Below are 24,387 nucleotides of genomic sequence, written 5' to 3'. Positions count from 1 at the left end.
TTATTTTATACAAAATAAAACACATATTTTTTTCATTAACAGACAAAAATAAAATAGAGCAAAACTCCTTCTTATATTATTATTTTTGAAAGGATAGAAAATGAAAAAAATAAATAATGAAATAGAATTTGATATGTCTCATGAAGAAAATTTTGATGAGGAAACCATAAACAAGTTAAAAGAGCTTGGACAAACAAATGACTTTTATTCAAGCGGAATACAAACAATAACAATAATTGGAGAAATAGAAGGACATGTTGAAGCTTCTTCTCCTAAAAAATCAACAAAATACGAACATATTATTCCAATGATTATGGACGTTGAAGAAAAAGACGAAATAAAAGGTGTTCTTCTTATTTTAAATACTATGGGAGGAGATGTGGAAGCGGGGCTTGCAATTTCAGAATTAATTTCTGGAATGAGCAAACCATGTGTGACATTAGTGCTTGGAGGAAGTCACAGTATTGGTGTTCCATTAGCCGTAAGCGGCAACTATTCTTTTATTACTCCTTCGGCAACCATGATGATACACCCTATCAGAACTACAGGACTTGTAATAGGAGTTTTACAAAGTTTTTTATATTTCCAAAAAATGCAGGAAAGAATAACAGATTTTGTAATTGAACATTCGAATGTAGATAAAGATGTTTTTACAAAAATAATGTTAAATACAGATGAACTGGTAAATGATATGGGCTCTGTTTTGGTAGGTGACGATGCCGTTAAAATAGGACTTATAGATGAAGTAGGCTCTCTTAAAGATGCAAGAAATAAACTGCTTGAATTAATCAAAGAATATGAGCATACGGGAAAAAATAAAAAAAGCAAGGAAAAATAAATCCTTGCTTTATTTTCTTTTATTAATAAATCCCTTTATTTTACCAACCATATATACGTATGCTTCAAGTTTTAATACATAACATCCTAAAACATAAATACATACACCTAATAATATTTGAATTAATAACAAAATGATATTATTTACGCTTAAAACAAGACTTATACCATATACAATAACGCACATTACTATTGACACCAATAAATATGGGAAAATATCTCGCCATTGTTCTTTTATTGAATAATTAATAAGCTTTTTATTTGGGAATCCATTTACAACTGTTGCAAGCAATGAAAATACGATTTCACTTCCAACAATTGCATACACACCAAATGGGAAACTAAGTCCTATTAAGCATAAGCCCATAATTCTCTTTATAACTTCAAGCTTTAAAGAAACATCACTTCTTCCTATTGCATTAATAGCTTGTAAATTTGCAGAATGCATAGGATAAAAAGCATAGGCTATACAAACTAGCCTCATGAAAGGAACAGCAGGAAGCCATTTTTCCGTAAATAAAATTACTATTAAAGGTTTAGCAACGGCAACAAGACCAAACATAACAGGAAAAATAACAAAACAGTTTATAGACATTGTTCTTCTAAGCATTTTCTTAAGTTCATCTACCCTATCCTGCTTTGTTGAAAGAACAGGCAACATTACTGATGAAATTGCACCTGTAAGACCGTTCATTAAACTTGAACCAAGCATATCCCCTCTATTATAATATCCAAGAGTTTTTGAATTAAAAGCCTTACCTATAATTAAAGTTCTAATATTTGTATAAACTGTACTTACAAGTGAAGAACAAACAAGTTTCCAACTAAATGAAAATAAAGTCTTTACCCTTTTCGCAGAAAAAACAAGTTTTGGTCTCCATTTTACACTAAACCATAATACAACAGTTAAAACAAAATTATTAACTATTGTTGATATTGCAAGAGCCCATATTCCTGCTCCCGCATATGCAAGAGCTACACCTGAAATCCCGGCAGAAATACATCCAAGCAAACTTGCCCTGAAGTTTTTTCTAAACTCAAGGTTTCTTGCCATAATTGCTTGCTGAACCGTATTAAAGGCTCCAAATACAAGTATTATTCCTTCCGCTCTAAGAAGTTTACTAAGTACATCAATATTATAGTAAGCAGCAACAAGAGGAGAAATAAAATACAAAACTACATATAAAACTATTGAAGCAGTGATACTGAAATAAAATATAGAAGAACTATCAACTTCATCTATTTCCGCTTTTTGAATTAAAGCCGTTCCAAAACCGCTTTGAACAAATATTGTAGCAATGTTTATAAATACCGTAATAATAGCCACTGCAGCAAAATCTTCAGGAAAAAGTTTTCTTGCAAGAAGAATTTGAATAATTAAATTAATGGCTTGTACACTGATACGCTCCATAAATTTCCATATTAAATTTATCACAACATTCCCTGAAGATATTTTTTGACTCATATTACTCTCCAATTTACTTTATACATTGTTTTAACTAAATATCTAAATATTTCTTTTTATTAAATAAGTACCCTATTATAAAATAATAAAATAATGAAATTGAACTTATATAAGGATAATATACCGAAGATAAAACCATTGTTATCTCACAGCTTATTAACATACCACCTAAAAATAAATATTTTTCATCTAAATATCTTTCTTTTATCCCCTTTAAAAGAATTCTAAATAGATAATATGCAAACATTATATTTAAGATAATAAAACTTATTCCTGCTATTATACCCCCGCTATGGGCAATTTGTAAATATGTATTATGTGCATTTGCTTCTATATATCCACCTTGATATAATACCTTAAGTTTATCTGCATTATGACCTGTAATATTTAGGTCATTTAAATATGTTTTCCATATTTCAGCTCTTCCAGAAGATAGTGAATCACTGTTCCCTATTCCCTTTTTACCTCTCTCAGCAGCTCCAACAAGCTGATTATTTAAACTTGTAATTTCGTTATAACTACTTTGAGGATCAAACACAACTTTAAAAGATGAACCAAAGATATTTTCTTCCGTTTTTAAAATAAATCCATTTACATATGTTAAGCAAACAAACATTATTACTGTACCTAAAACAGCAGAAACGATAATCTTTAATATTCTCATTATTATATTTTTAAGTATATATCTTTTATTTATAAACAAATAAATTAAATATACCATAAAAGAAAATCCCAAACATAGATATGTTGTTCTGGATTTAGTAAATATAGCAAATGCAAATATACTTCCTATTAAAAGCATATTTATTATTTTATCTTTTTTCTCTTCTTGTACTTCATATAAATAAAGTAAAGAAACAAACATTACGGAAACAAAAGCACCAAGTCCATTTGGATTAGCTAAAAAAGATGCATACTGTCCATCTGATAATGGAGAAATGATAATAGAAATAATTATCATTAAAATATAGCTGTACTTTGCTCCTTTAGAAAACAAAACTAAAAATTCATTATAATCTTTTTTTGCGTTAAAAATAATATAAAAAATAGGAAATAAAAACAAAAGTATCAATGCAAGCAAAATAAAAGCAACAACTTTATGTAAAATTGCAGACATTAGAAAACAAAGCCCAACAATATAGTATAAAATCATTACTGCTTTATTAAATTCAATTTTATCTATTTGTGGTGTACTTAAACACATTATTACAAAAGTAATAAGTACTCCTATAAATGCTGCTATTGATGTACTGCCTTTATATACTCCCGATGTAGAAAGCATCATATTGACAAATAATAAGAAAAAGCTAAAAACTAGTATTTTAGCTTTATTCTCATTTGATACTCTTTGATTCCAATTACTTATTTTATTAATAACGTTAATTAAAAGGTTACTCATCATTTTTCTCCAACATATTAACTATATAACTTTAACCAATCTTCTTTCACTGCTTGCCACGAATATTTATCATATAAAAGATGAACTTTATCGGAATTATTTATATCGACTTTTTTATCAATAATATTATTTATATATTCCCCTATCTGTTCATAAGAGTTATATGTTAAATAATCTATTCCAACATTATCAAATTCTTTATACATTATCCAAGATGGATTTATAAGAATACTTCCTCCATATACACATTCTTGTATTGATGCAGAAAATGCATCACTTTCCTGTGCATGAACAAAAATATCAGTAGCAAGTCTTAACATTGCCGATTTTAATTTATCTAAAAAGTCATCTATTACAACAAATTCAACATCTATTTTATTTAATTCGTCTAAAATTTCTTGTCGATATTCCTCACTTGAAAGCCCATAGCTTAATTGAACTATCAAGCATATTTTATCTAGTATTTCTTTATTTAATTTACCAATCTCTTTTATAACATCTATATGATGCTGTCTTTTATTTCCATTATATCCTATTGCAACACTTATCTTATCTTTATTTATTCCAAAAAATTCTTTACATTCTTCTTTCGTTTTTTCCTTCTTAACTTGGTTTATAACATCATAAATTGATATACCAAATTTAGCACGTTGAATTTTACTGTTATAAATATCACCAAATACGTCATGGAAATATTTATCCATTCCATCAGAAGAATAAGATATGTACTTAGCTTTTTCAAGGCAAGGTATAGCATTTTCTAACTGTTCCTTGCTTTTTGATAATAAATCAGATCCCCAGTATGTGCAAATTAGGCTCTTACCATATTTTATTATTTTCTTACTTAAGAATTTAATCATAAAATTACTTGGTACAGAATGAATATGAATAATATCAAACATTCCTCTTTTAAACTCTTTTTTTACTTTTTTTCTCATATTAACAAGAGTTCTTATTTTGGGGATAAAGTCAATTAAAAATGTTCCCTTATCTGTATTTAAAATTTGAACAGAACTATTTGAATAAAAATACTTAAATTCCTTATTTGTCACCGGTTTTGATACGATGAAAATATCATTTTCCTCATTTAAAAGTACATATTGTACATATTCTTTTATCCAAAAAGAATTTGCATTCCCTATTAATAAAATTTTCATTTATTTCCTGCCACTGAAAAATTCTTTGATTTTATCTGCAACAAAATCAATATCTTCATCTTTTAAATAAGGATGCATTGGAATTGATAAAACACAATCGCAAAGCATATTTGTGTTTTCAAAATCTTCACCTTTATAATCTAAATAATCAAATGCTTTTTGTTCATGCATTGGTTTTGGATAATATATCATCGTAGGAATACCATTGTCTTTTAAGAAAGCTTGAAGACCTTCTCTTATTTCTCTACTTTCCAAAGTAAGAGTATATTGAGCATAACTTGAATAAAACCCATCTTTTATTACAGGAGTTTTAACAATATCTTTTAATGCTTTTGTATATTTTTTTGAAACTTCATTAACATCTTTTAATTCATAATCTTTAAATGCTCTAAATTTTATTTTTAAAATTGCGGCCTGAATTGTATCTAATCTTGAATTAACACCAATTCTTACGTTATCGTATTTCATAGAACCTTTTCCATGTACTCTGTAAGATTTTAAAAGTTCACAAATGTTATCATCGTTAGTAAATACAGCTCCGCCGTCTCCGTAACAACCAAGAGGTTTTGCAGGGAAGAAAGAAGTCGTACTTATATCTCCAAAACTGCATGCTTTTTTACCATCTTGTTCACCACCAAAGCCTTGTGCTCCATCTTCAAGGATAAATAAACCGTATTTATCAGCTATTTTTCTTATTTCTTTATAATCTGCAGGAAGTCCAAATAAATCAACAGCAACAATAACTTTAGGAGTTAGTTTTCCATCTTCCTTAACTTTTAAAATAGCTTTTTCAAGTTTTTTAGGACAAATATTAAAGCTGTCTTTATCTACATCTACAAATATAGGAGTAGCACCTATATGTGATACTACTTCACCTGAAGCAAAGAAAGTAAAATCAGGAACAAAAACAGCATCTCCCTTACCAATATTCCAAGACATTAAAGCAAGAGAAAGAGCATCTGTACCATTTGCACAAGTTACACAATGTTTAACACCTACATATTCTGCAAGTTCTTTTTCAAGTTCTTCAACTTGTTTTCCACTTATAAAATTACAGTTTAACATTACTTCTTCGCATGCTTTGTCTATATCATCTTTTAATACTTTGTACTGGGTTTTTAAATCTCTAAATTCCATATCTATCCTCACTATTCCAATATATCTAAATATAAATCATATAAAACTTTTTCGTCTACACTCCAATTAAAATGTTCTTTAATTGCTTTTCTTCCGTTTTCACCCATTTGTTTTGCAATATCAGGATTCTCACTTAAATACTTTATTGCATTTGCGATTTCCTCACTGTTACTTGAATCAACAACTAAACCAAATTTATATTCTTCCATTACTTCTCTTGCGTATGGATAATCATTACTTATAACAGGAAGCCCCATAGACATAAATTCATATATCTTGGTAGATAAATTTGAAAGAACAGAATACTGCCCAATATTTAAAAGAACATTTGCGCCAATTGTAGATTCTTCATACATATTCAATACTTCATCTCTATTTAAATATCCTCTAAAGTCTACACATTTATATTCTTCCTTTTGCTTTAATTCTTCACCATATGAAGCAGGAACAAAATTTCCTCCAAGAATTAATTTAGCACCGGCTTTATAGCTACCTTCTATTAATTTTGTTATTCCTCTGTTTACATTAAGCCCTCCGGCATAACATACAACAGGTTTAGAATAATCTTTATCTTTTTCATTGTATTTATCATATAATTCTTCAAGTATAGGAGTATTATTTATATAAACACACCTTTTACTTCTACCCTCAAAAGGATGCTTTCCAAACATTGGACAAGGAAAGATAACAGCATCTATTTTTTTCGTTACTTTACTTTCATAACTTTTAAATACTTTTGAAATAAATCCTCTTAAAATCTTTGGAATATAATACTTTTCCTTTATTTGTTCACTGTAATTTTCATGACTGTCAAAAATTACCTTCTTACCTTTTTTCTTTAATTTTAAACCGTAAGGAAGAAGCTCAGGGTCATGAAAATGATATATATCAGCATCTACTTCAAGAGCTTTTTTATAAATATCCTTAGCTGTAAAAAGCATTCTTGATATTCTGCCTCTATTTATTTCACCTATTCCTACAATATTTACATTTTTACTTTGATAACTTTCACCTTTTGCAACCAGATACACATCGTATTCTTCTTTTTTTGCCAAAGAAACACATTCTTTTTCAAAAATTCTAATATCAGTAGGTTTATGTGCGCTGGTCATATGACAAACCTTAATCATCATTACTCCTTACAAGACCATTACTTTCTTTTTTATACTCTCTTCCACAACTGCATTTCAAATCTTCATTTAGCACATTTCCACATTCACATACATATCCAATTTGTCTTGCAGGAACACCTGCATAAAGAGCATGGTCTGGCACATCTTTTGTTACAACAGCACCGGATGCAATCATTGCCCATTTACCGATTTTATTTCCACAAACGATTGTCGCATTTGCACCTATACTACAGCCTGTATCAAGTAATGTTTTTTTATAACCGCTCGGTCCTTTTGGATATTTTGCTCTTGGTGTTAAATCATTTGTAAAAACCATTGAAGGGCCACAAAAAACATAATCTTTAAGTTCTACACCTTCGTATATTGATACATTGTTTTGAACTTTACAACCATTACCTATTTTTACGTTATTTGATACATTAACATTTTGACCGAAAGAACAGTTTTCACCTATTCTTGCACCCTTTTGAATATGACAAAAATGCCATATCTTGGTATTTTTACCAATTATGACATCTTCATCTATATAGCTGGATTCATGAACGAAATATTCACTCATTAAAATTCACCTTTCATATCAGTACTTGCAAAATCATCTAAAGGAAGTTTTACGGCTTTACCTTCTTTTTGTGATTTGTATATACTTAAAACAAGTTCAAGAGCATTTCTTCCTGCAACTGCATCAACATAAGGTTTTCTGTCTTGTTCAATTGCTTCTATAACATCTCTGAATAAAGATGTATGCCCGTTTCCGTAAACATTACTTGTTTGCTCTTCAAGACCTTTATTTTTATTGTCTTCATCTGTTTCATCTGCAAAATCCCAAACATCAATGTTGTTTGTAGATTTTCCGCCAAGTTTAACAGTTCCTTTTTCTCCGAATAAATATAAAGTTTCTTCAAGGTTTTTAGGATATACGTTTGTTGTTCCTTCTATTGTTCCAACTGCACCGTTTTTAAATTTCACTACAGCCATTCCAACATCTTCGGCTTCAAGATAGTCATGAAATTGTTGCTTTGTAACTCCGTAAACTTCTTCGATTTCATCTCCCATCATCCATCTAAGCAAGTCAATTCCATGAATGCATTGATTCATTAATGCTCCGCCGTCTTCTTTCCATGTTCCTCTCCATGGTGCTTGTTCATAATAATTTTTATTTCTGTTCCATCTAACATGAATTGAACCATGAGAAAGTTTACCGAATCTTCCGCTTTCAAGGGCCTTTCTCATTTCTTGAACGGCAATATTAAATCTGTTTTGATGACAAGCAGATACTTTTACACCTTTTTCTTCTGATCTTTTTATTATTTCATCAGCATCTTTAATGCTCATCGCCATAGGTTTTTCAATTATTACGTTTATTCCTTTATCTATTAAATATAAAGCTATTTCAGCATGAGAACCACTTTCTGTTGCAATACTAACAAGCTCAGGCTTTACTTCTTCAACCATAACTTTATAATCATTGTATCTTTTTATACTTTCATCATTTTGTAAATCATGTTTAGAAAGAAGCTCTTCCATTTTTTCATCTAAAATATCACAAACAGCGGCAATTTCCAAGTTATTGTTTACGGCTGCTTTTATATGATTTGTTGATATTCTTCCACAACCAATTAATGCATATTTCATTTTCATTCTCCTAATTATAAAACTTCAATATTATCTCTGTTTTCAATTTCTTTCATGGCATTTTTTGTATCAAAAATTGCCTTAGCATTTTTACTTACCATTTCATAATCAACATTGCTATGAGATGCAGTTATTACTATTAAATCATATGAAGAAATAATTTCTCCGTCAATTTTTTCAATACCTTTTTTTACTTTTCCTTCGTGTTTGTATTCACTTATATATGGATCATAAAACTCAGTATTAGCACCGTTTTGTTCAAGTATTTCAATTACATCTATTGCCGGAGATTCTCTGTAATCGTCAATATCTTGTTTATAAGCAACCCCAAGAACAAGTACATTTGATTTGCTTAAAGCTTTTCCATGTTTATTTAATATTTTCATTGCTCTTTCTACACAGTATTCAGGCATTTTATCATTAATCATCATTGAACTTTCAATCATTGATGTATGAAAACCATATTCTCTTGCTTTCCATGATAAATAATATGGATCAAGAGGAATACAATGTCCACCAAGACCTGGACCTGGATAAAAAGCTTGGAAACCATATGGTTTTGTTTTTGCAGCATCAACTACTTCCCATAAGCTTATTCCCATTTCATGACAAAGCATTGCAAGTTCGTTTACCAAACCGATATTAATGTTTCTATATGTGTTTTCAAGAATCTTTTCCATTTCTGCAACAGCAGGAGATGAAACAGTATAAATATCACCTTCTAAAACTGAACTATACATTTTTGCAATTACTTCAGTTGCATCTTCACCTATTGCACCAACAACTTTAGGTGTATTCTTTGTTTTATATATTAAGTTACCTGGGTCAACTCTTTCAGGAGAAAATCCTAAATAAAAATCTTCTCCACATTTTAATCCGGAACCTTCTTCCAAAATTGGTTTAATAAGCTCTTCTGTTGTACCAGGATAAGTTGTTGATTCCAATACAACCATTGTACCTTTTGTTAAATATTTTGCTATTTCTATGCTTGAATTCTTTACATAAGAAATATCAGGTTGTTGATGTTTATCAAGAGGTGTTGGAACACAAATAGCGATAAAATCAACATCTTTTACAAAACTAAAATCAGTTGTTGCAGATAACATCTTAGATTCAACAAGCTCTTTTAAATCGCTGTCAACAACATCTCCAATATAGTTTTTTGCTTCATTTACCATTTGTACTTTGCTTGCTTGAACGTCAAAACCTATTGTTTTATATCCTGCTTTTGCCTTTTCAACTGCAAGAGGAAGACCTACATATCCAAGGCCCACAACACCTACAACTATTTCTCTGTTTTCAATTTTCTTTAAAAGTTCATTTTTCATACGTTTCACCCTACTTTACTTAATAATATAATTTATCACATCAATTAATTTATCGGTTAATTTATCAAAACTAAACTCAATGCTTGCATTTTTCGCATTTTCACAAAGTTCATTATAATTTTCTTTATCTAAAACAATTTTTTCTATATCGTCACAGTACTGTTTTAAATCAGAATACTTCTTACATATTCCTACTTTATTATCTTCTATTAAATTAAAATCTCCAAGATTATAATTTGCACATATAGGTTTACCGCTTGCCATGTATTCAAACAGTTTATTCCAACTTACGCCATAAGCACCGATATTACCTGAAATACCACTTATTAAATTAAGATTACTTTTTGAAAGAATAAATGGAATATATTTCTTTTCTACTCTCCCTTTAAATACAACATTGTCAAGTCTTAATTTTAAAGCTAGTTGTTCAAGAGGCTCTTTTCTTGGACCATCTCCGTAAATGATAAATTTAATATTGTTTATTCCCTTTTCTTTATAGATATCTGCCATTGACAATATTTCATCAACATTATTTACATCTCTGATTGAACCAGCATATACAATTTTAAATATTTCGTCATTTTCTAAATCCTCATCATCTAACTGATAAGTTTGTTTATTATATTCAAATTCTTCAAGGTCAACGCCGTTATTTATATAAAATATTTTACTTAACGGAATATCTAATATCCAGTTTCTATCAATAATATATTTTTCTCCACCGGGAATTGTAAAAAGTACGGCATCAGATTTTTTATAAATCCATTTCTCCCCCTTATAAAGAACCTTTGCAATAAAACTATTTCTATTTATTATACCATATTCTACAAGACTTTCGGGCCAAAGATCTCTTATTTCACTTATACATGGTATATTAAATTTTTTCTTTAATTTAATTCCCGCAACAAGTGCAAGAGGATGAACAGATGAAGCATATATTACATCAGGTTTTCCTTCTTTTTTTATATATTCACTTACAACTTTTTTTACATTTTTGTAATAAGAGTACATGTTTTTTATTCTTGAAACACCGTTACCTTTATATATAGATGTATCTACAAAAATGTAAGGAACATTATCCATACCTTTTTTTTCAATATATTGTTTACCATCAAGATCAACAACTTCATCGCTGTTATGAACTGTACTGGCACAAAATATTTTTACTTCATGTCCTTTTTTTATTAAGTATTTTGCAAAACTTTGATGTCTGCCAAGTCCGTCAAAATACATATTTGTAGCATAATGATTTAAAATCCAAATCTTCATTTATTACTCCATACACTTGTTTAATTTTCTCGCAGGACTGCCTATGTAAATCCCCTCTTCTTTTATATCTTTAACTACAACACTGCCTACGCCAACTGTAACATCTCCACATATTGTAATATTGTTTTTTACACTGCTTCCTACACCAATCCAGCTTCTTTTACCTATATTAACAGTTCCTCCCATATGAACTCCGGGAGAAAGATGAGCAAAATCATCAATTTGGCTATCATGGTCTATTGAAACTGACGTATTAACAATAACATGATCTGATATTACACTACCACTGTTTATTACTGCTCCTGCCATTACTACACAACCATCACCTATCTTTACATCTTCAGCAATTATGCTTTTTGGATGAATAAATGATGTATAGTTAAGTTTATATTCACTTACTATTTTTTCTCTTACTTTATTATTTCCAATTGCAATAATAAACTTTGTATCTTTAGGAAATTGAATACAATCTTTAACCATTCCCTTTACTTCTACATTTAGAATTTTTGTTCCTATATTCAAATTATCATCTAGAACAGCTATTTCATCATCTTTATAACCGTTTTTCTTTATAATGTCAATAACAACCTTAGCATGTCCACCGCCGCCTATTACAACAACTTTATTCATTATACAACCTCTTCAGCTTCTCTTGAACCTTTAAATTCTTCCATTGTCACAGAAGTGCCACTGCTTATTCCTTCTCTATCAAAAACCTTTTTAATGGTTTTAAAGAATATCATTAAATCCACCATAAAAGAAGAATTGTTTACATAAAATATATCAAGTTCAAACTTTTCTTCCCAGCTTATTGCATTTCTTCCATTAACTTGTGCATAACCTGTAAGCCCCGGTCTTACATCATGTCTGTGAGATTGTCTTTCACTATATAAAGGAAGATATTTTACCAAAAGAGGTCTTGGTCCTACAATACTCATATCTCCTTTTAATATATTAAACATTTCCGGAAGTTCATCAAGACTTGATGATCTAAGGAATTTACCGAATTTTGTAAGTCTAACTTCATCAGGAAGAAGCTCTCCGTTTTCATCAGTCTCATTTGTCATAGTTCTAAATTTATACATTTTAAAAATTTTACCATTTAGCCCTGGTCTTTCCTGTTTAAATAAAATGGGAGAACCTAATTTTGTTCTTACCATAATGGAAACAATCAATAAAACAGGACTTAAAATAATTATCCCGATTAAAGACAGTAAAAAATCTATAATTCTTTTTATGTACTTGTCGTAAAAGGTTCTTTTCCTAATCATAATTATTCAAAAAGAGTCTTTATTATGTCGCTTACTCTTTGCATATCTTCTTTCATCATTTTTGTATCAGATGGAAGACATACACCGTTATTAAAGATATACTCTCCTACTCCTCCGTTATCAATATAATCATATTTTTCAAAGAATGGTTGTTTATGCATTGGATTCCAAATATGTCTTGCTTCTATATTGTTTTCTTCCAATTTTAAAATAATATCAAGAGGTTTAACTTTTGATTTTTCATCAATAAGTATTGAAGATAACCAGCAGTTACATCTTGTATTTTCATCATCAATAGGCATCATTTTTATTTCTTTAATATCTTTGAAAGCATCTTTATAATGGAAATATATTTCTCTTTTCTTATCAACTCTATTATTTAAAACTTTAAGCTGACCTCTTCCAATACCAGCAACAATATTACTCATTCTGTAGTTATATCCTACTTCTTTATGATAATAATATCTTTTATTTTCTCTTGCCTGTGTTGATAAAAATCTTGCTCTTGCTGCTTTTTCACTACTATCAGGAGTATTCACAAGAAGCATACCTCCACCTGAAGATGTAATGATTTTATTTCCGTTAAAAGAAAGTATTCCATAGTCACCGAAAGTTCCTGTCATTTGTCCTTTGTAAATACTACCTAAACTTTCAGCTGCATCTTCAACCAAAGGAACATCATATTCTTTACAAATTGATACTATTTCATCTAAATTAGCACAAATACCATATAGATGAACAACTATAACAGCTTTTGGTTTTATTCCTTGTTTTTTATATTTTTCAAAAGCTTCTCTTAGTGCTTTTGGGCTCATATTCCAAGTTTCAAAATCACTGTCTATAAAAACAGGTGTTGCATTTTCATAAATTATTGGATTAGCACTTGCTGAGAAAGTAAGACTTTGGCAAAATACAATATCACCTTTTTTAACTTCCAAAAGTTTCATTGCAAGATGAATTGCTGATGTTCCGCTAACTAACGCCGCAGCGTCTTTTGCTCCTGTAACATCACATATTTCTTTTTCAAAGTTATTTACATTTGCACCAAGAGGAGCAATCCAGTTTGTATCAAAAGCCTCTTTAATATATTTTTGTTCATACCCTTCATCACTCATATGAGGAGATGATAAAAAAATTCTTTCATTATTTTCCATTTCTAACTCCTATTAAAAACATTATATATTTTATTTTTTATATTTTCCACACTTAAAATTTTCCTTTTAAGTTGATTTGTCAAGATTAAGATTATCATGTTCCATACATGATATGAATAAAAGTATCAAGAAAAACATAAATGGAATTATATTTAAAATTGTATTTTCAAAATTTGATACGACAATCATAAAAATAATCGGCAAATAATATTTCCTGCATACTCTGTCATCTATATTTTTTATTTTACTTATAATAAAATATAAGAATAATGCCAAACATATTATACCGTTTCCGGCAATAAAATCCAAAAATCCGTTATGAGCATTTAAACTTTTATACTTGTTTGCATAGTTCGCATCTGCCCCAAGCCTAACATCAACAACTTGAGGGAAATGTTCCATTAAATACTCATATCTTTTCTCTCCTGTATATTCAAAAGAGCCAAATCCGAGAAGGAAATCATCTTTTAATGATAAAATAGTATACTTATCAAGCATATATCTTGTTGAACTATAATGATTCCAACTTTTTTCAAAAGGTGTAAAAACAATTGTATCCTTATTTATCATTGTACAGGTAAATAAACTCATCAAATACATAAATGACAATATAATCATCGAAAGCATGATTTTATTACAATTAATATTTTTACATTTTTTATAAATAATCATCGATATTAAAACAGCAACTATTCCAACACTTGCACTTCTACAACCGCAAAGAAGTAAATATAAAACAAGAGATGCTAAAAATAAGTATATATATGTATTTTTTTTCTCTACAAAAGAAAGTAAAAATGCACATACAAACATAACAAGAACCCCTGTATCGTTTGGATTAACATCGAAAATACTTCCCGATATATTAAAAGTAAGGGATTTTAAAAGTGCATCAAACAAACTATTTCCTATTACAATATAATAAAATGCCCTTAAAACAAAAAATGCACATACAACAGTAATGATCACCATACACGGATACAATATTTTCTTTGGATTATTACCATTAAAATTAATTCCTCTAAAAAATATAACCAAAAGAAAAAATTCAACCATAATACTGTTAAATGTGGTAAAATCGAAACCTTTTATTACAAAAGTAAAAAGTCTTATAATAAAATATAATATTATAACAATGTTATTTTTTATAATATTCTTTAAATTAAATGTATCTACCGTTTTTGAATAATTAAATAAAAATAAGGCAATACACAAAAAAAGGCACAACAAATTAAAGCTTATACTAAAAGCATTGTCAAGCTCAGATAATAATGTATTTCTAAGTACGAATACAATCATTGTAATGATTAGCATAATATTAAAAAATAAATTACTTTTTTTACTTATACTATCCACAGATTTTCTCCTTATTACTAAATACATATTATACACCTAAATATGATATTTTGACAAATTTTTAATCTTTTATTAATAAAAAGTATCTTAAAATGATAAAAATCACTTTAAGATACTTACATTAATCATTTTTTGCTTCATTATATGTAGGACAAAGTTTTTTAATTTCTTCTCTAATATTATCATTATTTTCATATGCAATATCGATAAGTTTATCTAAATCAACAAAAAACTTATCTATATCTATATCAATAGGTTTTGCAATATAAATCATATGATTTTTTGTTCCTGTAAGACCTTCTTCTTCCATAAGAATTTCTTCATACATTTTTTCTCCAGGTCTTAACCCAACAACTTCTATTTTAATATCTTCATTTGGAACATAACCTTTTAATTTAATCAAGTTAACCGCTAAATCATAAATTTTAACAGGTTTTCCCATATCAAGAACAAAGATTTCGCCGCCTTTTGCAAGGAGTCCCGCTTGAATTACAAGAGAAACAGCTTCTCTTACAGTCATAAAGAATCTTGTAACTTCTTTATGGGTTACAGTAACAGGTCCCCCTTCTTCTATTTGTTTTAAGAATAAAGGAATAACCGAACCATTACTTCCAAGTACATTACCAAACCTTACAGCAACAAATTCTGTTTTTGAAATTTTATTATAACTTTGTATAATTTTTTCACAAATTCTTTTTGTAGCACCCATAACGTTTGTAGGTCTTACAGCTTTGTCAGTAGAAATTAATACAAATCTTTTAACTTCATATTTATCTGCAAGTTTAACAAGATTTAACGTTCCTTTACAGTTATTTTTAACAGCTTCATTAGGAGAATATTCCATTAAAGGAACATGTTTATGGGCAGCGGCATGATAGACAATTTGAGGATTATATTTTTTAAATATACACTCCATTCTATCATAATCTCTAATAGAAGCAATAAGTACACGTACATCAATTTCCGGATGTTTTCTTTTAAGTTCCATTTGAAGCTCATATGCCGTATTTTCATATATATCCACAACAAGCAACTTATCAGGTTTATTGGCAGCAATTTGTCTACAAAGCTCAGAACCTATAGTACCACCGCCTCCGGTAACCATAACAGTCTTTCCGTCAATAAAGTTTCCAAGCTCTTTGTTTTTTATATCTACAGCAGCTCTCCCAAGTAAGTCTTCATAATTAACTTCTCTAACCTTTTGTGTTAAAGAGGTAGTAAGACTTTTTGAAATTGCAGGTAATATTTTAAGTTTTACACTTGTTTGATTACATATTGTTATTATATCCCTTATTGTATCAACAGAAGCTGAAGGCATTGCAATAATTATTTCATCAATATCATATTTATTAATGTTAAATAAAATATCATCTCTTCCGCCTACAATTGGAATATTATGTATATACTTACCTTTCTTTTCTTCATTATCATCTATTATACATACTACTTCATAATGCTTCATACCGTTTCTTATTTCTTTAATAAGTAAAGAACCTGCTGAACCGGCACCAATAATCATAACTCTTCTTTTTAACTCACTCTTATTTTTTCTTATAATAAAGCCTTTATAAATTCTTACAGATAAACGAGAAAGTGCAATTAGAACAAAAAGAAAAGTAAAATCAAAGAAATAGTAACTTCTTGGCATCCCAACATCTAAGTAAACATGATAGAAAATGTAAATAAGTTCAATTACCGTAGCAGCCTTAAAAGCAGAAATAACTTCATCCATCGATGCATAAGTCCAAACTCTATTGTACATTTTAAAAATAGCAAGAACAACTATTGCAATTACAATATCAAGTGGTAAAAATCTTAGTGCAGGATATAAAAATCTAGAAGGTATAATAAATAAATCAAACCTTAATAAAAGTGACATTATCATACTAAATGACACTATTAATACATCTATTAATAATAAAATTATTAATCTCTTTTTCTTCGTCAATTTTTTTCTCCCCAAATAATATAAAAAATGATTGATTTTACATAAATAAACTTTGACATAAAGTATACTACGAACCTAAAAAATTGTCAAACTTCGAGCTTTTTCGATAGTTATAATAAAAATCAAAAAACTACATTATTTTCATTTTCTATATATTATGGTATAATTAATTGTTATTAAATATTTAAGAAGGTAGAAAATTATGAATAATTATGGTTTTATAAAAGTCGCTACTGGCGTACCTAAAGTTAAGGTTGCAAATCCCGATTATAACAAAGAACAAATAATCAAATTAATTGATAAAGCAAATGAACAAAATGTAAAAATTCTTATAACACCGGAACTATCTATAAGTGCATATACATGTGCAGATTTATTTTTCCAAGATACACTTTTAGACCAATGTGAAAAAGCACTATATGAAATCACAGAATACACAAAAGAGATTGACATTGCTTTGGTTGTAGGAATGCCTGTAAGATATAAAAATGCACTTTATAACTGTGCTGTAATAATGCTTAGAGGAGAAATTTTAGGAATAATACCTAAACAATATATACCTACTCATAATGAATTTTATGAAAAAAGATGGTTTGCAAGTGGAAGAGATGTTTATGATGAAATAAAAATTGCAAATCAGACAGTTCCTTTTGGTCAAATGCTATTTAAACTAAGAGAAGACCTAACGGTAGGAATAGAAGTATGTGAAGACTTATGGGTTCCTATCCCTCCAAGCAGTAATCTTGCATTAAGCGGAGCAAATTTAATTTTAAATATATCTGCAAGCAATGAAGTAGTTTCGAAAGATGAATATAGAACAAACTTAATCGTATCCCAAAGTGCGAAATGCTTATGTGGTTATATGTATGTTTCTGCCGGCGTTCATGAATCAACAACAGATTTACTTTTCGGAGGAAGCAGTGTAATTGCAGAAAATGGTATTCTATTAAACAAAGGGAAAAGATTCGAAAGAGAAAACGAACTTACATGTGCATATGTAGATATGGGAAAACTTAATTTCCAAAGACGTCAAAACATGAGTTTTAATGATAACAAAAGAGAATACGATATGGAATATGATGTTATTGAAAAAACTTTTATTGATAATGATATTTCCGATTTTGACAGATATGTTGACGCACATCCGTTTATTCCAAGTGATGAAAATCTTAGAATTGAAAGATGTAATGAAATATTTAGCATTCAATCCTCAGCACTTGCTAAAAGACTTGAACATACGGGACTTAAAAAATTAGTTGTTGGAATTTCTGGAGGACTTGATTCAACATTAGCTTTACTTGTTGCAAGCGAAACAATGAAACTTTTAAAACTTCCAAGTGAAAATATAATTGGTATTACAATGCCCGGATTTGGAACAACTGATAGAACTTATACAAATGCACTTGACTTAATGAAATCTCTTAATGTAACCATAAAAGAAATAAGCATTAAAGAAGCAGCAACTTTACACATGAAAGATATTGAACATGATATAAATATACATGACATAACATATGAAAATACACAAGCAAGAGAAAGAACACAAATTCTTATGGACATGGCAAACAAAAATGGTGCAATATTAGTTGGTACTGGAGATTTAAGCGAAATGGCACTTGGCTGGTGCACATATAACGGTGACCATATGAGTATGTACGGAGTAAACGCAAGCGTTCCAAAGACATTGGTTTCTCATTTGGTAAGAACAGTTGCTATGATAAGCGATGAAAAAACAAAAGAAATATTACTTGATATTTTAGATACACCAATAAGTCCTGAGCTTTTACCACCAACAAAAGACGGAAAGATAGAACAAAAAACAGAAGATAACATTGGTCCTTATGAACTTCATGATTTCTTCTTATATAACTTCATAAGATGTGGTGCAAAGAAAAACAAACTTCATTTCCTTGCAAAACAAGCATTTAAAGAAAAATATTCGGATGAAGTAATAGAAAAATGGTTAAATAACTTTATGAGAAGATTTTTCATTTCTCAATTTAAACGTTCATGTACACCGGATGCTCCAAAAGTTGGATCGGTAAGTTTAAGTCCAAGAGGAGATTTTAGAATGCCAAGCGATGCAGATTTTTCTTCTTGGTTGGAAGAATAAAAAAAGATGACATTTAGTCATCTTTTTTTAATATCTTACACCGTTAAAATCAATCTTTAAAGGATATAAATCATATTTATCTTTTAATTTTCTTAAATCAAATCTTAATTTTTTAAGATCAATATTTCCTTCATAGACACCCATAATTGTAGGACCTGCACCAGATAAATATGTTCCCACAAAACCATATTTTTTAGTTAAATTTACCACATCATCATATCCGTTTATTAAATCTTTTCTATATGGTTCATGAATTTTATCTTGAAGTGCATCTTTAACAAATTCACTATCCCCTCTTTCTAAACTAAGAGGAAGTAAAGATGCTCTTTGTATGTTAAATACAACATCTTCTCTGGAATATTTTTCCGGAAGGACATTTCTTGCTTTTTTTGTTGAAAGCTTAAAACGAGGAATAAACGCACATATCCTATATTTTTTATTTGCATTTATTTTATAATATTTAAACTCATCATCTTGTTTATAAGAAAGCGTAGTACCTCCAAAAATACAAGGAGCTACATTATCGGGATGTCCTTCTATACTTGAGGCAATATTGAACACATCATCAATATCAACCTCTACATTAAGAACTTTATATGCCATTATTATTCCTGCTACAACACAAGTCGCGCTGCTTCCTAGTCCTCTAGTTGAAGGAACATCGCTAAAAACATCAACTTTTACAGGAACCGGTTCTTTATCTAAAAATCTACAAGCAGTAAGCATACTTGTTAAAATAAGATTGTTTGTATTGTTAATGTCTTCTACTCTTCCGTCAAATATGTATTTATCACTTTTTTCTACTTTAAAAGTATTGTATAAAGTTACTGCAAGTCCAAATGTATCAAATCCACAACATATATTGGCACTTGTAGCCGGAGCTTTTATTTCAAACATTATTTTCTACCTTCTATATATTTTATTATTGAATTTCTCATATCTTCTTTTGTAATAACTTCTTCTTCTCTTCTTTCGAAGTTTTCGATATTATCAACGGCTTTTGGGATTTTTACATTTGTTTTTTCGTTTAATTTATACATATACTCAACATCATCACTTGCATTAACTTCATCATCAAAAATTGAGTGATATACGTCTTTAGAGAATTTATAAGCTGACGCTGTAGATAATAATACAGAATATGTATCATCTTCTTTTGTATCTTTATATACTTTATATCCTGCAGCAGTATGAGTATCCATTAAATAATTGTCATTTTCATAAACATATTTTATAGCTTCTCTTATTTCATCTTCACTTGCGTATCCTCCGATGAAATTGTCAGCATTATCCATATACTCTTTATCAACTGTATATTTTCCGTCCTCACTTAATTTAGTCATAAGTTCTTTTACTTTTTTATCATCTGAGTTATACATATGATATATTAATCTTTCAAGGTTTGAAGAAATTAAAATATCCATTGAAGGAGAAATTGTCTTTTTAAATTCTCTATTTTTATCATAAACACCTGTTTTGAAGAAATCAAAAAGTACATTATTGTCATTTGAAGCACATATCAATTTATTTACAGGAAGACCTGTTAAATAAGCATAATATCCAGCTAAAATATTTCCAAAGTTACCTGTTGGAACTATAAAGTTTACTTTATCTCCTTCTTTAATTTTTCCTTGTTCTATTAATCTTACATAAGCATGATAATAATAAACAACTTGAGGAAGAAGTCTTCCTATATTAATTGAGTTTGCAGAAGAAAGTTTTACTCCGTATTTTTCAAGTTCCTTTGCAAATTCACTATCATTAAAAATTTCTTTTACACCATTTTGAGTATCATCAAAATTACCTTTTACTGCATAACTTTTTACATTCTTACCTTTTTGAGTAAGCATTTGAAGAAGTTGAAGTCTTGATACCCCTTTATATGGATAGTAAACTATAACATCAATACCATCTATATCATGAAATCCTTCTAAAGCAGCTTTACCTGTGTCCCCGCTTGTAGCTGTTAAAATAAGAACATCATCTTTATCATTTACATTTTCTTTTGCACAATTTAATAAAAGAGGTAAAATGGAAAGAGCGCAGTCTTTAAAAGCAATTGTATTTCCCGTAAATAATTCAAGAACAGAAAGTCCTTCTTCAACGTCAACAACGTTAAAAATATTTTCATTTTCAAAATTATCTAAACTGTAAGCCTTATCTACACAATAATCAATTTGTTCCTTTGAAAAATCTAAAAAAGCACCTAAAATTGTTTTTGCTATGTAATTGTAAGATTTACCTATAAAATCTTTATAATCAAATTTTACTTCATCTAAAAATTCAGGAACAAATAAACCACCATCATCACTAAGACCTTTTATTATAGCTTTTGAGGGTGTAAGCTTATTGTTTTTGTCTCTTGTACTGTTAAATAATTTTTCCATACCAATTCTCCTATTTTAAATCTAATTTTAAATCACCTGGTTTGATGATATTTTTCTTTCTAAATATTTCACTTATTACAAGGGTTATAAAAGCCGGAAGAACAAAATGCATTAAAATCATCATTGCAATAACACCGGTTGAACTTCCCATAGCTTCAATCATACCAAACTGACCTACAAGTCCGCTTGTTCCCATTCCCGCACCATATGCTGTATTTGTCATTTTAAATACAACAGTAGACACAGGCCCTAGAATTGCACTTGTAATTATAGGCGGTAAGAAAAGCACAGGCTTTTTCATAATGTTGCCTATTTGGAGCATACTTGTCCCAAGTCCTTGTGAAATAAGACCTTCAATTTTATTTTCTCTAAAACTCATTACCGCAAAACCAACCATTTGGCAAGCACATCCCACACACGCTGCACCTGCAGCAAGTCCTGATAAATTAAGCATTATACCAAGAGCTGCGGAAGATATTGGAAGTGTTAAAATAATTCCCATAATTACACTTACCAAAATCCCCATTACAAAAGGTTCTTGTTCACAGGCTTTCATTATTATATCACCTAAAAATGCCATAAAATCCTGCATTATAGGTCCTACATAATATCCAACTATACCTGCCGCCAATACTGTAACAATCGGAGTTACGATTATATCTATGCTTGTCCTTTTTGAAATAAGCATACCTACCACGGAACCACTTATCCCACAAAGAAGAGCACTTATAGGGTCTCCTCCTATTAACCCTGCACCACCACATGCAAATATTACAAGAGGATCAGCCTTAAGTCCATATGAAACACTGACTGCTATAACAGGTGCTGTCATTGTTTTTAAAGCCGGATACAATGTATCAGTTAAAAAACTTATATTAAACACAACACCTATTTGATTTAATATACTTCCTATAATTAAAGTAGAAAACAGTCCAAGTGCCATACTTGACAGTGTATCAATAAAATATTTTTTAAAAAAATCTTTCAAAGGTCTTTTCTCCTAATCTTCTCTTTCAAGTGCTCTTAACTCTTCATCCAAATGTTCTTCTATTTCATCATGTTTTGAATTATTAGGACAATTTTTATTGTCACATTCTTTATTGTTACAATGTTTTTTCTTTCTCTTTAAAACTTTTACTTCATCGTTTTTATATTCTTTAAAAGCAATATCTCCATCATTTTCAAATTTAACAAGTAAAGTTTCTTTTAATACGTTTAGTCTTTCTATTGTACCAACACCATCTTCGGTTTTAACTTTATCAGAAACTCTTGGTAGTCTTGAAAGAGCATCTTCATAGCAATTATGCTCATATTGAAGACAACAAAGAAGTCTTCCGCATATTCCCGAAATTTTTGAAGGATTAAGAGATAAACCTTGTTCTTTTGCCATTTTTATTGAAACAGGTTGGAATTCTCCAAGCCATTTATTACAACAAAGTTCACAACCACAAGGTCCAAGCCCTCCAAGTATTTTGGATTCGTCTCTTACACCTATTTGTCTAAGTTCAATTCTAATTCTAAATATAGCAGCTAAATTTTTTACAAGTTCTCTAAAATCAATTCTGCCGTCTGCTGTAAAATAAAAAATTACCTTTTGAGCATTAAATGTATATTCTGCTCTTATTAGCTTCATATCAAGACCTTGTTTAGCTATTTCTTTTTTACAAATTTCCAAAGCTTTTTCAGCTTTAACAAGATTTTCTTCGTGAATTTTTGTATCTTTTGCTGTTGCTTTTCTTATTACCGGTTTTATAGGTTTTGTTACTTCTTCATCTTCAACATATTTAACCTTACCGGCAACAGTCCCATATTCGAGACCTCTTGCTGTTTCAACAATAACATTATCCTGTAATTTTAAATAAATATTTTCAGGATCAAAATAATATATCTTACCTGCGGGTTTAAATCTTACCCCCACTACTTTTTGCATTAAATATCCTCCTCAATATACATAAATAAACTTAAAAATGCCAATGAGGCATTAACATTATAATTAATCATTAAGTTTATGTTTAACATTTTATCAATGATTTTTTTTAATTTGTGTTTTGTAACAAGTTTATTTACTTCTTTAACATAATTTTTATAATTATTTTTATCTTCATTAAAAGTAATATCCAAGTTGCTTTCCTTATATATTAACACATCTGATAAAAATTTCATTATAAAAACTGCATAATTTTCAACTTTATTTCTATCCTTTACAAGTTTTTTGCTAATATTTACATTATTTAAGTTATTTCCTTTAAATATAGAAAGTAAATTTTCAAGCAAATATGTTTTTTCTTCATCAGAAAGAGTAGCATTTTCATTACTGTCATTTACCTTTATTTCTATACACCTTGAAAGAATAGTTGGTAAAATCATTTCTTTTTTTGAAGAAGATAATATTATAATTGTATCTTTTACAGGCTCTTCCAATGTTTTTAAAAATGCATTAGCGGCTTCAACAGTCATAGCATCAGCACAATGAACAACAAAAATATTATATTTGTATTCACTGCTTGAAAGAGAAACTTTATACTGCATCTGTCTTATCTGCTTTATTTTTATGCTTGCACCGTCTTTATAAATATGAGTAATATCTATATTATTATTTGTATTTATTTTTAAGCACTCATCGCATTCATCACAATAATACCTACTGTTTTTACAATACAATGTTTTTAAAAATTCTAATATAGTATTATCTAAAATTTCTTCTTTTGCACCATAAAACAAATAGGCATGAGCCATAGTATCATTATTTATATGATTTAACAAAATATCTTTTTCGGTTTTTAATAAATTACCAAACATAA

General features: G+C 29.1%; 21 protein-coding genes. 2 read left to right on the top strand and 19 right to left on the bottom strand.

The features are described 5' to 3' along the window. Positions 1-133: 133 nt before the first annotated feature. On the top strand, positions 134-838 hold the full coding sequence (locus tag V2W16_RS07780) for a ClpP family protease (protein ID WP_329384181.1): 705 nt from the start codon (positions 134-136) through the stop codon (positions 836-838). A gap of 9 nt (positions 839-847) precedes the next feature. Here the strand turns inward: V2W16_RS07780 and V2W16_RS07775 are convergent, their stop codons facing one another. The 14 genes from V2W16_RS07775 to V2W16_RS07710 all read right to left on the bottom strand — a co-directional run bounded on the left by V2W16_RS07775 (position 848) and on the right by V2W16_RS07710 (position 17,086). Continuing rightward, positions 848-2,302, bottom strand: a complete 1,455-nt coding sequence (locus V2W16_RS07775; RefSeq protein WP_329383940.1) for a lipopolysaccharide biosynthesis protein — start codon at positions 2,300-2,302, stop codon at positions 848-850. A gap of 34 nt (positions 2,303-2,336) precedes the next feature. Continuing rightward, complete coding sequence (locus V2W16_RS07770; protein WP_329383937.1) at positions 2,337-3,701, bottom strand: O-antigen ligase family protein; 1,365 nt, start codon at positions 3,699-3,701, stop codon at positions 2,337-2,339. Positions 3,702-3,718: 17 nt separating this feature from the next. Next, positions 3,719-4,858 carry a glycosyltransferase gene (locus tag V2W16_RS07765; RefSeq protein ID WP_329383934.1) on the bottom strand — a complete coding sequence of 380 codons (1,140 nt, stop codon included), beginning with the start codon at positions 4,856-4,858 and terminating at the stop codon, positions 3,719-3,721. Further along, positions 4,859-5,995 (bottom strand): DegT/DnrJ/EryC1/StrS family aminotransferase, encoded by a 1,137-nt coding sequence (locus V2W16_RS07760; protein ID WP_329383931.1) that lies wholly within the window; start codon positions 5,993-5,995, stop codon positions 4,859-4,861. Between the two features lie 11 nt (positions 5,996-6,006). After that, positions 6,007-7,125 carry a glycosyltransferase gene (locus V2W16_RS07755; protein WP_329383928.1) on the bottom strand — a complete coding sequence of 373 codons (1,119 nt, stop codon included), beginning with the start codon at positions 7,123-7,125 and terminating at the stop codon, positions 6,007-6,009. Continuing rightward, positions 7,118-7,687: an acyltransferase gene (locus tag V2W16_RS07750; protein ID WP_329383925.1), complete on the bottom strand. Its 570-nt coding sequence runs from the start codon at positions 7,685-7,687 to the stop codon at positions 7,118-7,120. The genes V2W16_RS07755 and V2W16_RS07750 overlap by 8 nt, the downstream gene beginning before the upstream one ends. Beyond that, positions 7,687-8,760, bottom strand: a complete 1,074-nt coding sequence (locus tag V2W16_RS07745; protein ID WP_329383922.1) for a Gfo/Idh/MocA family protein — start codon at positions 8,758-8,760, stop codon at positions 7,687-7,689. Before V2W16_RS07745 ends, V2W16_RS07750 begins: the two co-directional genes overlap by 1 nt. A gap of 14 nt (positions 8,761-8,774) precedes the next feature. Beyond that, entirely contained in the window at positions 8,775-10,088 is a 1,314-nt protein-coding gene (locus V2W16_RS07740) for a nucleotide sugar dehydrogenase (protein WP_329383918.1), read from the bottom strand. Between the two features lie 15 nt (positions 10,089-10,103). After that, positions 10,104-11,357: a glycosyltransferase family 4 protein gene (locus V2W16_RS07735; RefSeq protein WP_329383915.1), complete on the bottom strand. Its 1,254-nt coding sequence runs from the start codon at positions 11,355-11,357 to the stop codon at positions 10,104-10,106. Positions 11,358-11,360: 3 nt separating this feature from the next. Beyond that, on the bottom strand, positions 11,361-11,987 hold the full coding sequence (locus V2W16_RS07730; RefSeq protein WP_329383912.1) for an acetyltransferase: 627 nt from the start codon (positions 11,985-11,987) through the stop codon (positions 11,361-11,363). Further along, positions 11,987-12,628, bottom strand: coding sequence for a sugar transferase (locus tag V2W16_RS07725; protein WP_329383909.1), 642 nt, complete (start codon positions 12,626-12,628; stop codon positions 11,987-11,989). The genes V2W16_RS07730 and V2W16_RS07725 overlap by 1 nt, the downstream gene beginning before the upstream one ends. A 2-nt stretch (positions 12,629-12,630) precedes the next feature. Then, positions 12,631-13,782 (bottom strand): aminotransferase class I/II-fold pyridoxal phosphate-dependent enzyme, encoded by a 1,152-nt coding sequence (locus tag V2W16_RS07720; protein WP_329383906.1) that lies wholly within the window; start codon positions 13,780-13,782, stop codon positions 12,631-12,633. Between the two features lie 66 nt (positions 13,783-13,848). Then, positions 13,849-15,138, bottom strand: a complete 1,290-nt coding sequence (locus V2W16_RS07715) for a hypothetical protein (protein WP_329383903.1) — start codon at positions 15,136-15,138, stop codon at positions 13,849-13,851. A 121-nt stretch (positions 15,139-15,259) separates the two neighbouring features. Then, on the bottom strand, positions 15,260-17,086 hold the full coding sequence (locus V2W16_RS07710; RefSeq protein ID WP_425353958.1) for a polysaccharide biosynthesis protein: 1,827 nt from the start codon (positions 17,084-17,086) through the stop codon (positions 15,260-15,262). A gap of 202 nt (positions 17,087-17,288) precedes the next feature. Between V2W16_RS07710 and V2W16_RS07705 the strand changes: the two genes are divergently transcribed. Then, positions 17,289-19,199: an NAD(+) synthase gene (locus tag V2W16_RS07705; RefSeq protein WP_329383900.1), complete on the top strand. Its 1,911-nt coding sequence runs from the start codon at positions 17,289-17,291 to the stop codon at positions 19,197-19,199. Positions 19,200-19,226: 27 nt separating this feature from the next. On the opposite strand, the gene thrB is transcribed toward V2W16_RS07705, so the two are convergent. Genes thrB through V2W16_RS07680 form a run of 5 tightly spaced genes read right to left on the bottom strand, consistent with a single transcriptional unit; the run spans position 19,227 to position 24,385 of the window. Next, entirely contained in the window at positions 19,227-20,096 is an 870-nt protein-coding gene (gene thrB, locus V2W16_RS07700; protein WP_138268778.1) for a homoserine kinase, read from the bottom strand. Next, positions 20,096-21,586: a threonine synthase gene (gene thrC / locus V2W16_RS07695; RefSeq protein WP_329383896.1), complete on the bottom strand. Its 1,491-nt coding sequence runs from the start codon at positions 21,584-21,586 to the stop codon at positions 20,096-20,098. Before thrC ends, thrB begins: the two co-directional genes overlap by 1 nt. A 10-nt stretch (positions 21,587-21,596) precedes the next feature. Next, positions 21,597-22,574, bottom strand: coding sequence for a PTS sugar transporter subunit IIC (locus tag V2W16_RS07690; RefSeq protein WP_243112218.1), 978 nt, complete (start codon positions 22,572-22,574; stop codon positions 21,597-21,599). 12 nt (positions 22,575-22,586) lie between these two features. Then, positions 22,587-23,516, bottom strand: coding sequence for a PSP1 domain-containing protein (locus V2W16_RS07685; RefSeq protein ID WP_329383892.1), 930 nt, complete (start codon positions 23,514-23,516; stop codon positions 22,587-22,589). Then, entirely contained in the window at positions 23,516-24,385 is an 870-nt protein-coding gene (locus V2W16_RS07680) for a hypothetical protein (protein ID WP_138268781.1), read from the bottom strand. Before V2W16_RS07680 ends, V2W16_RS07685 begins: the two co-directional genes overlap by 1 nt. Positions 24,386-24,387 lie beyond the last annotated feature (2 nt).

Source organism: Anaerofustis butyriciformans (assembly GCF_036289385.1).
In the GTDB taxonomy this organism is placed as follows: Bacteria; Bacillota; Clostridia; order Eubacteriales; family Anaerofustaceae; genus Anaerofustis; species Anaerofustis butyriciformans.
The sequence above is the reverse complement of the archived record's forward strand: the minus strand, read 5'-3'. Positions and strand labels throughout refer to the sequence as shown.

Bases quoted from the DNA above. Each gene is read 5' to 3' on its own strand.
- V2W16_RS07760 (WP_329383931.1), bottom strand. From the start codon at position 5,995: ATGGAATTTAGAGATTTAAAAACCCAGTACAAAGTATTAAAAGATGAT.
- V2W16_RS07720 (WP_329383906.1), bottom strand. From the start codon at position 13,782: ATGGAAAATAATGAAAGAATTTTTTTATCATCTCCTCATATGAGTGAT.
- V2W16_RS07730 (WP_329383912.1), bottom strand. From the start codon at position 11,987: ATGAATAAAGTTGTTGTAATAGGCGGCGGTGGACATGCTAAGGTTGTT.
- V2W16_RS07745 (WP_329383922.1), bottom strand. From the start codon at position 8,760: ATGAAATATGCATTAATTGGTTGTGGAAGAATATCAACAAATCATATA.
- V2W16_RS07725 (WP_329383909.1), bottom strand. From the start codon at position 12,628: ATGATTAGGAAAAGAACCTTTTACGACAAGTACATAAAAAGAATTATA.
- V2W16_RS07740 (WP_329383918.1), bottom strand. From the start codon at position 10,088: ATGAAAAATGAACTTTTAAAGAAAATTGAAAACAGAGAAATAGTTGTA.
- V2W16_RS07750 (WP_329383925.1), bottom strand. From the start codon at position 7,687: ATGAGTGAATATTTCGTTCATGAATCCAGCTATATAGATGAAGATGTC.
- V2W16_RS07755 (WP_329383928.1), bottom strand. From the start codon at position 7,125: ATGATTAAGGTTTGTCATATGACCAGCGCACATAAACCTACTGATATT.
- V2W16_RS07765 (WP_329383934.1), bottom strand. From the start codon at position 4,858: ATGAAAATTTTATTAATAGGGAATGCAAATTCTTTTTGGATAAAAGAA.
- V2W16_RS07680 (WP_138268781.1), bottom strand. From the start codon at position 24,385: ATGTTTGGTAATTTATTAAAAACCGAAAAAGATATTTTGTTAAATCAT.
- V2W16_RS07705 (WP_329383900.1), top strand. From the start codon at position 17,289: ATGAATAATTATGGTTTTATAAAAGTCGCTACTGGCGTACCTAAAGTT.
- thrC (WP_329383896.1), bottom strand. From the start codon at position 21,586: ATGGAAAAATTATTTAACAGTACAAGAGACAAAAACAATAAGCTTACA.
- V2W16_RS07770 (WP_329383937.1), bottom strand. From the start codon at position 3,701: ATGAGTAACCTTTTAATTAACGTTATTAATAAAATAAGTAATTGGAAT.
- V2W16_RS07735 (WP_329383915.1), bottom strand. From the start codon at position 11,357: ATGAAGATTTGGATTTTAAATCATTATGCTACAAATATGTATTTTGAC.
- V2W16_RS07685 (WP_329383892.1), bottom strand. From the start codon at position 23,516: ATGCAAAAAGTAGTGGGGGTAAGATTTAAACCCGCAGGTAAGATATAT.
- thrB (WP_138268778.1), bottom strand. From the start codon at position 20,096: ATGTTTGAAATAAAAGCTCCGGCTACAAGTGCCAATATATGTTGTGGA.
- V2W16_RS07775 (WP_329383940.1), bottom strand. From the start codon at position 2,302: ATGAGTCAAAAAATATCTTCAGGGAATGTTGTGATAAATTTAATATGG.
- V2W16_RS07780 (WP_329384181.1), top strand. From the start codon at position 134: ATGTCTCATGAAGAAAATTTTGATGAGGAAACCATAAACAAGTTAAAA.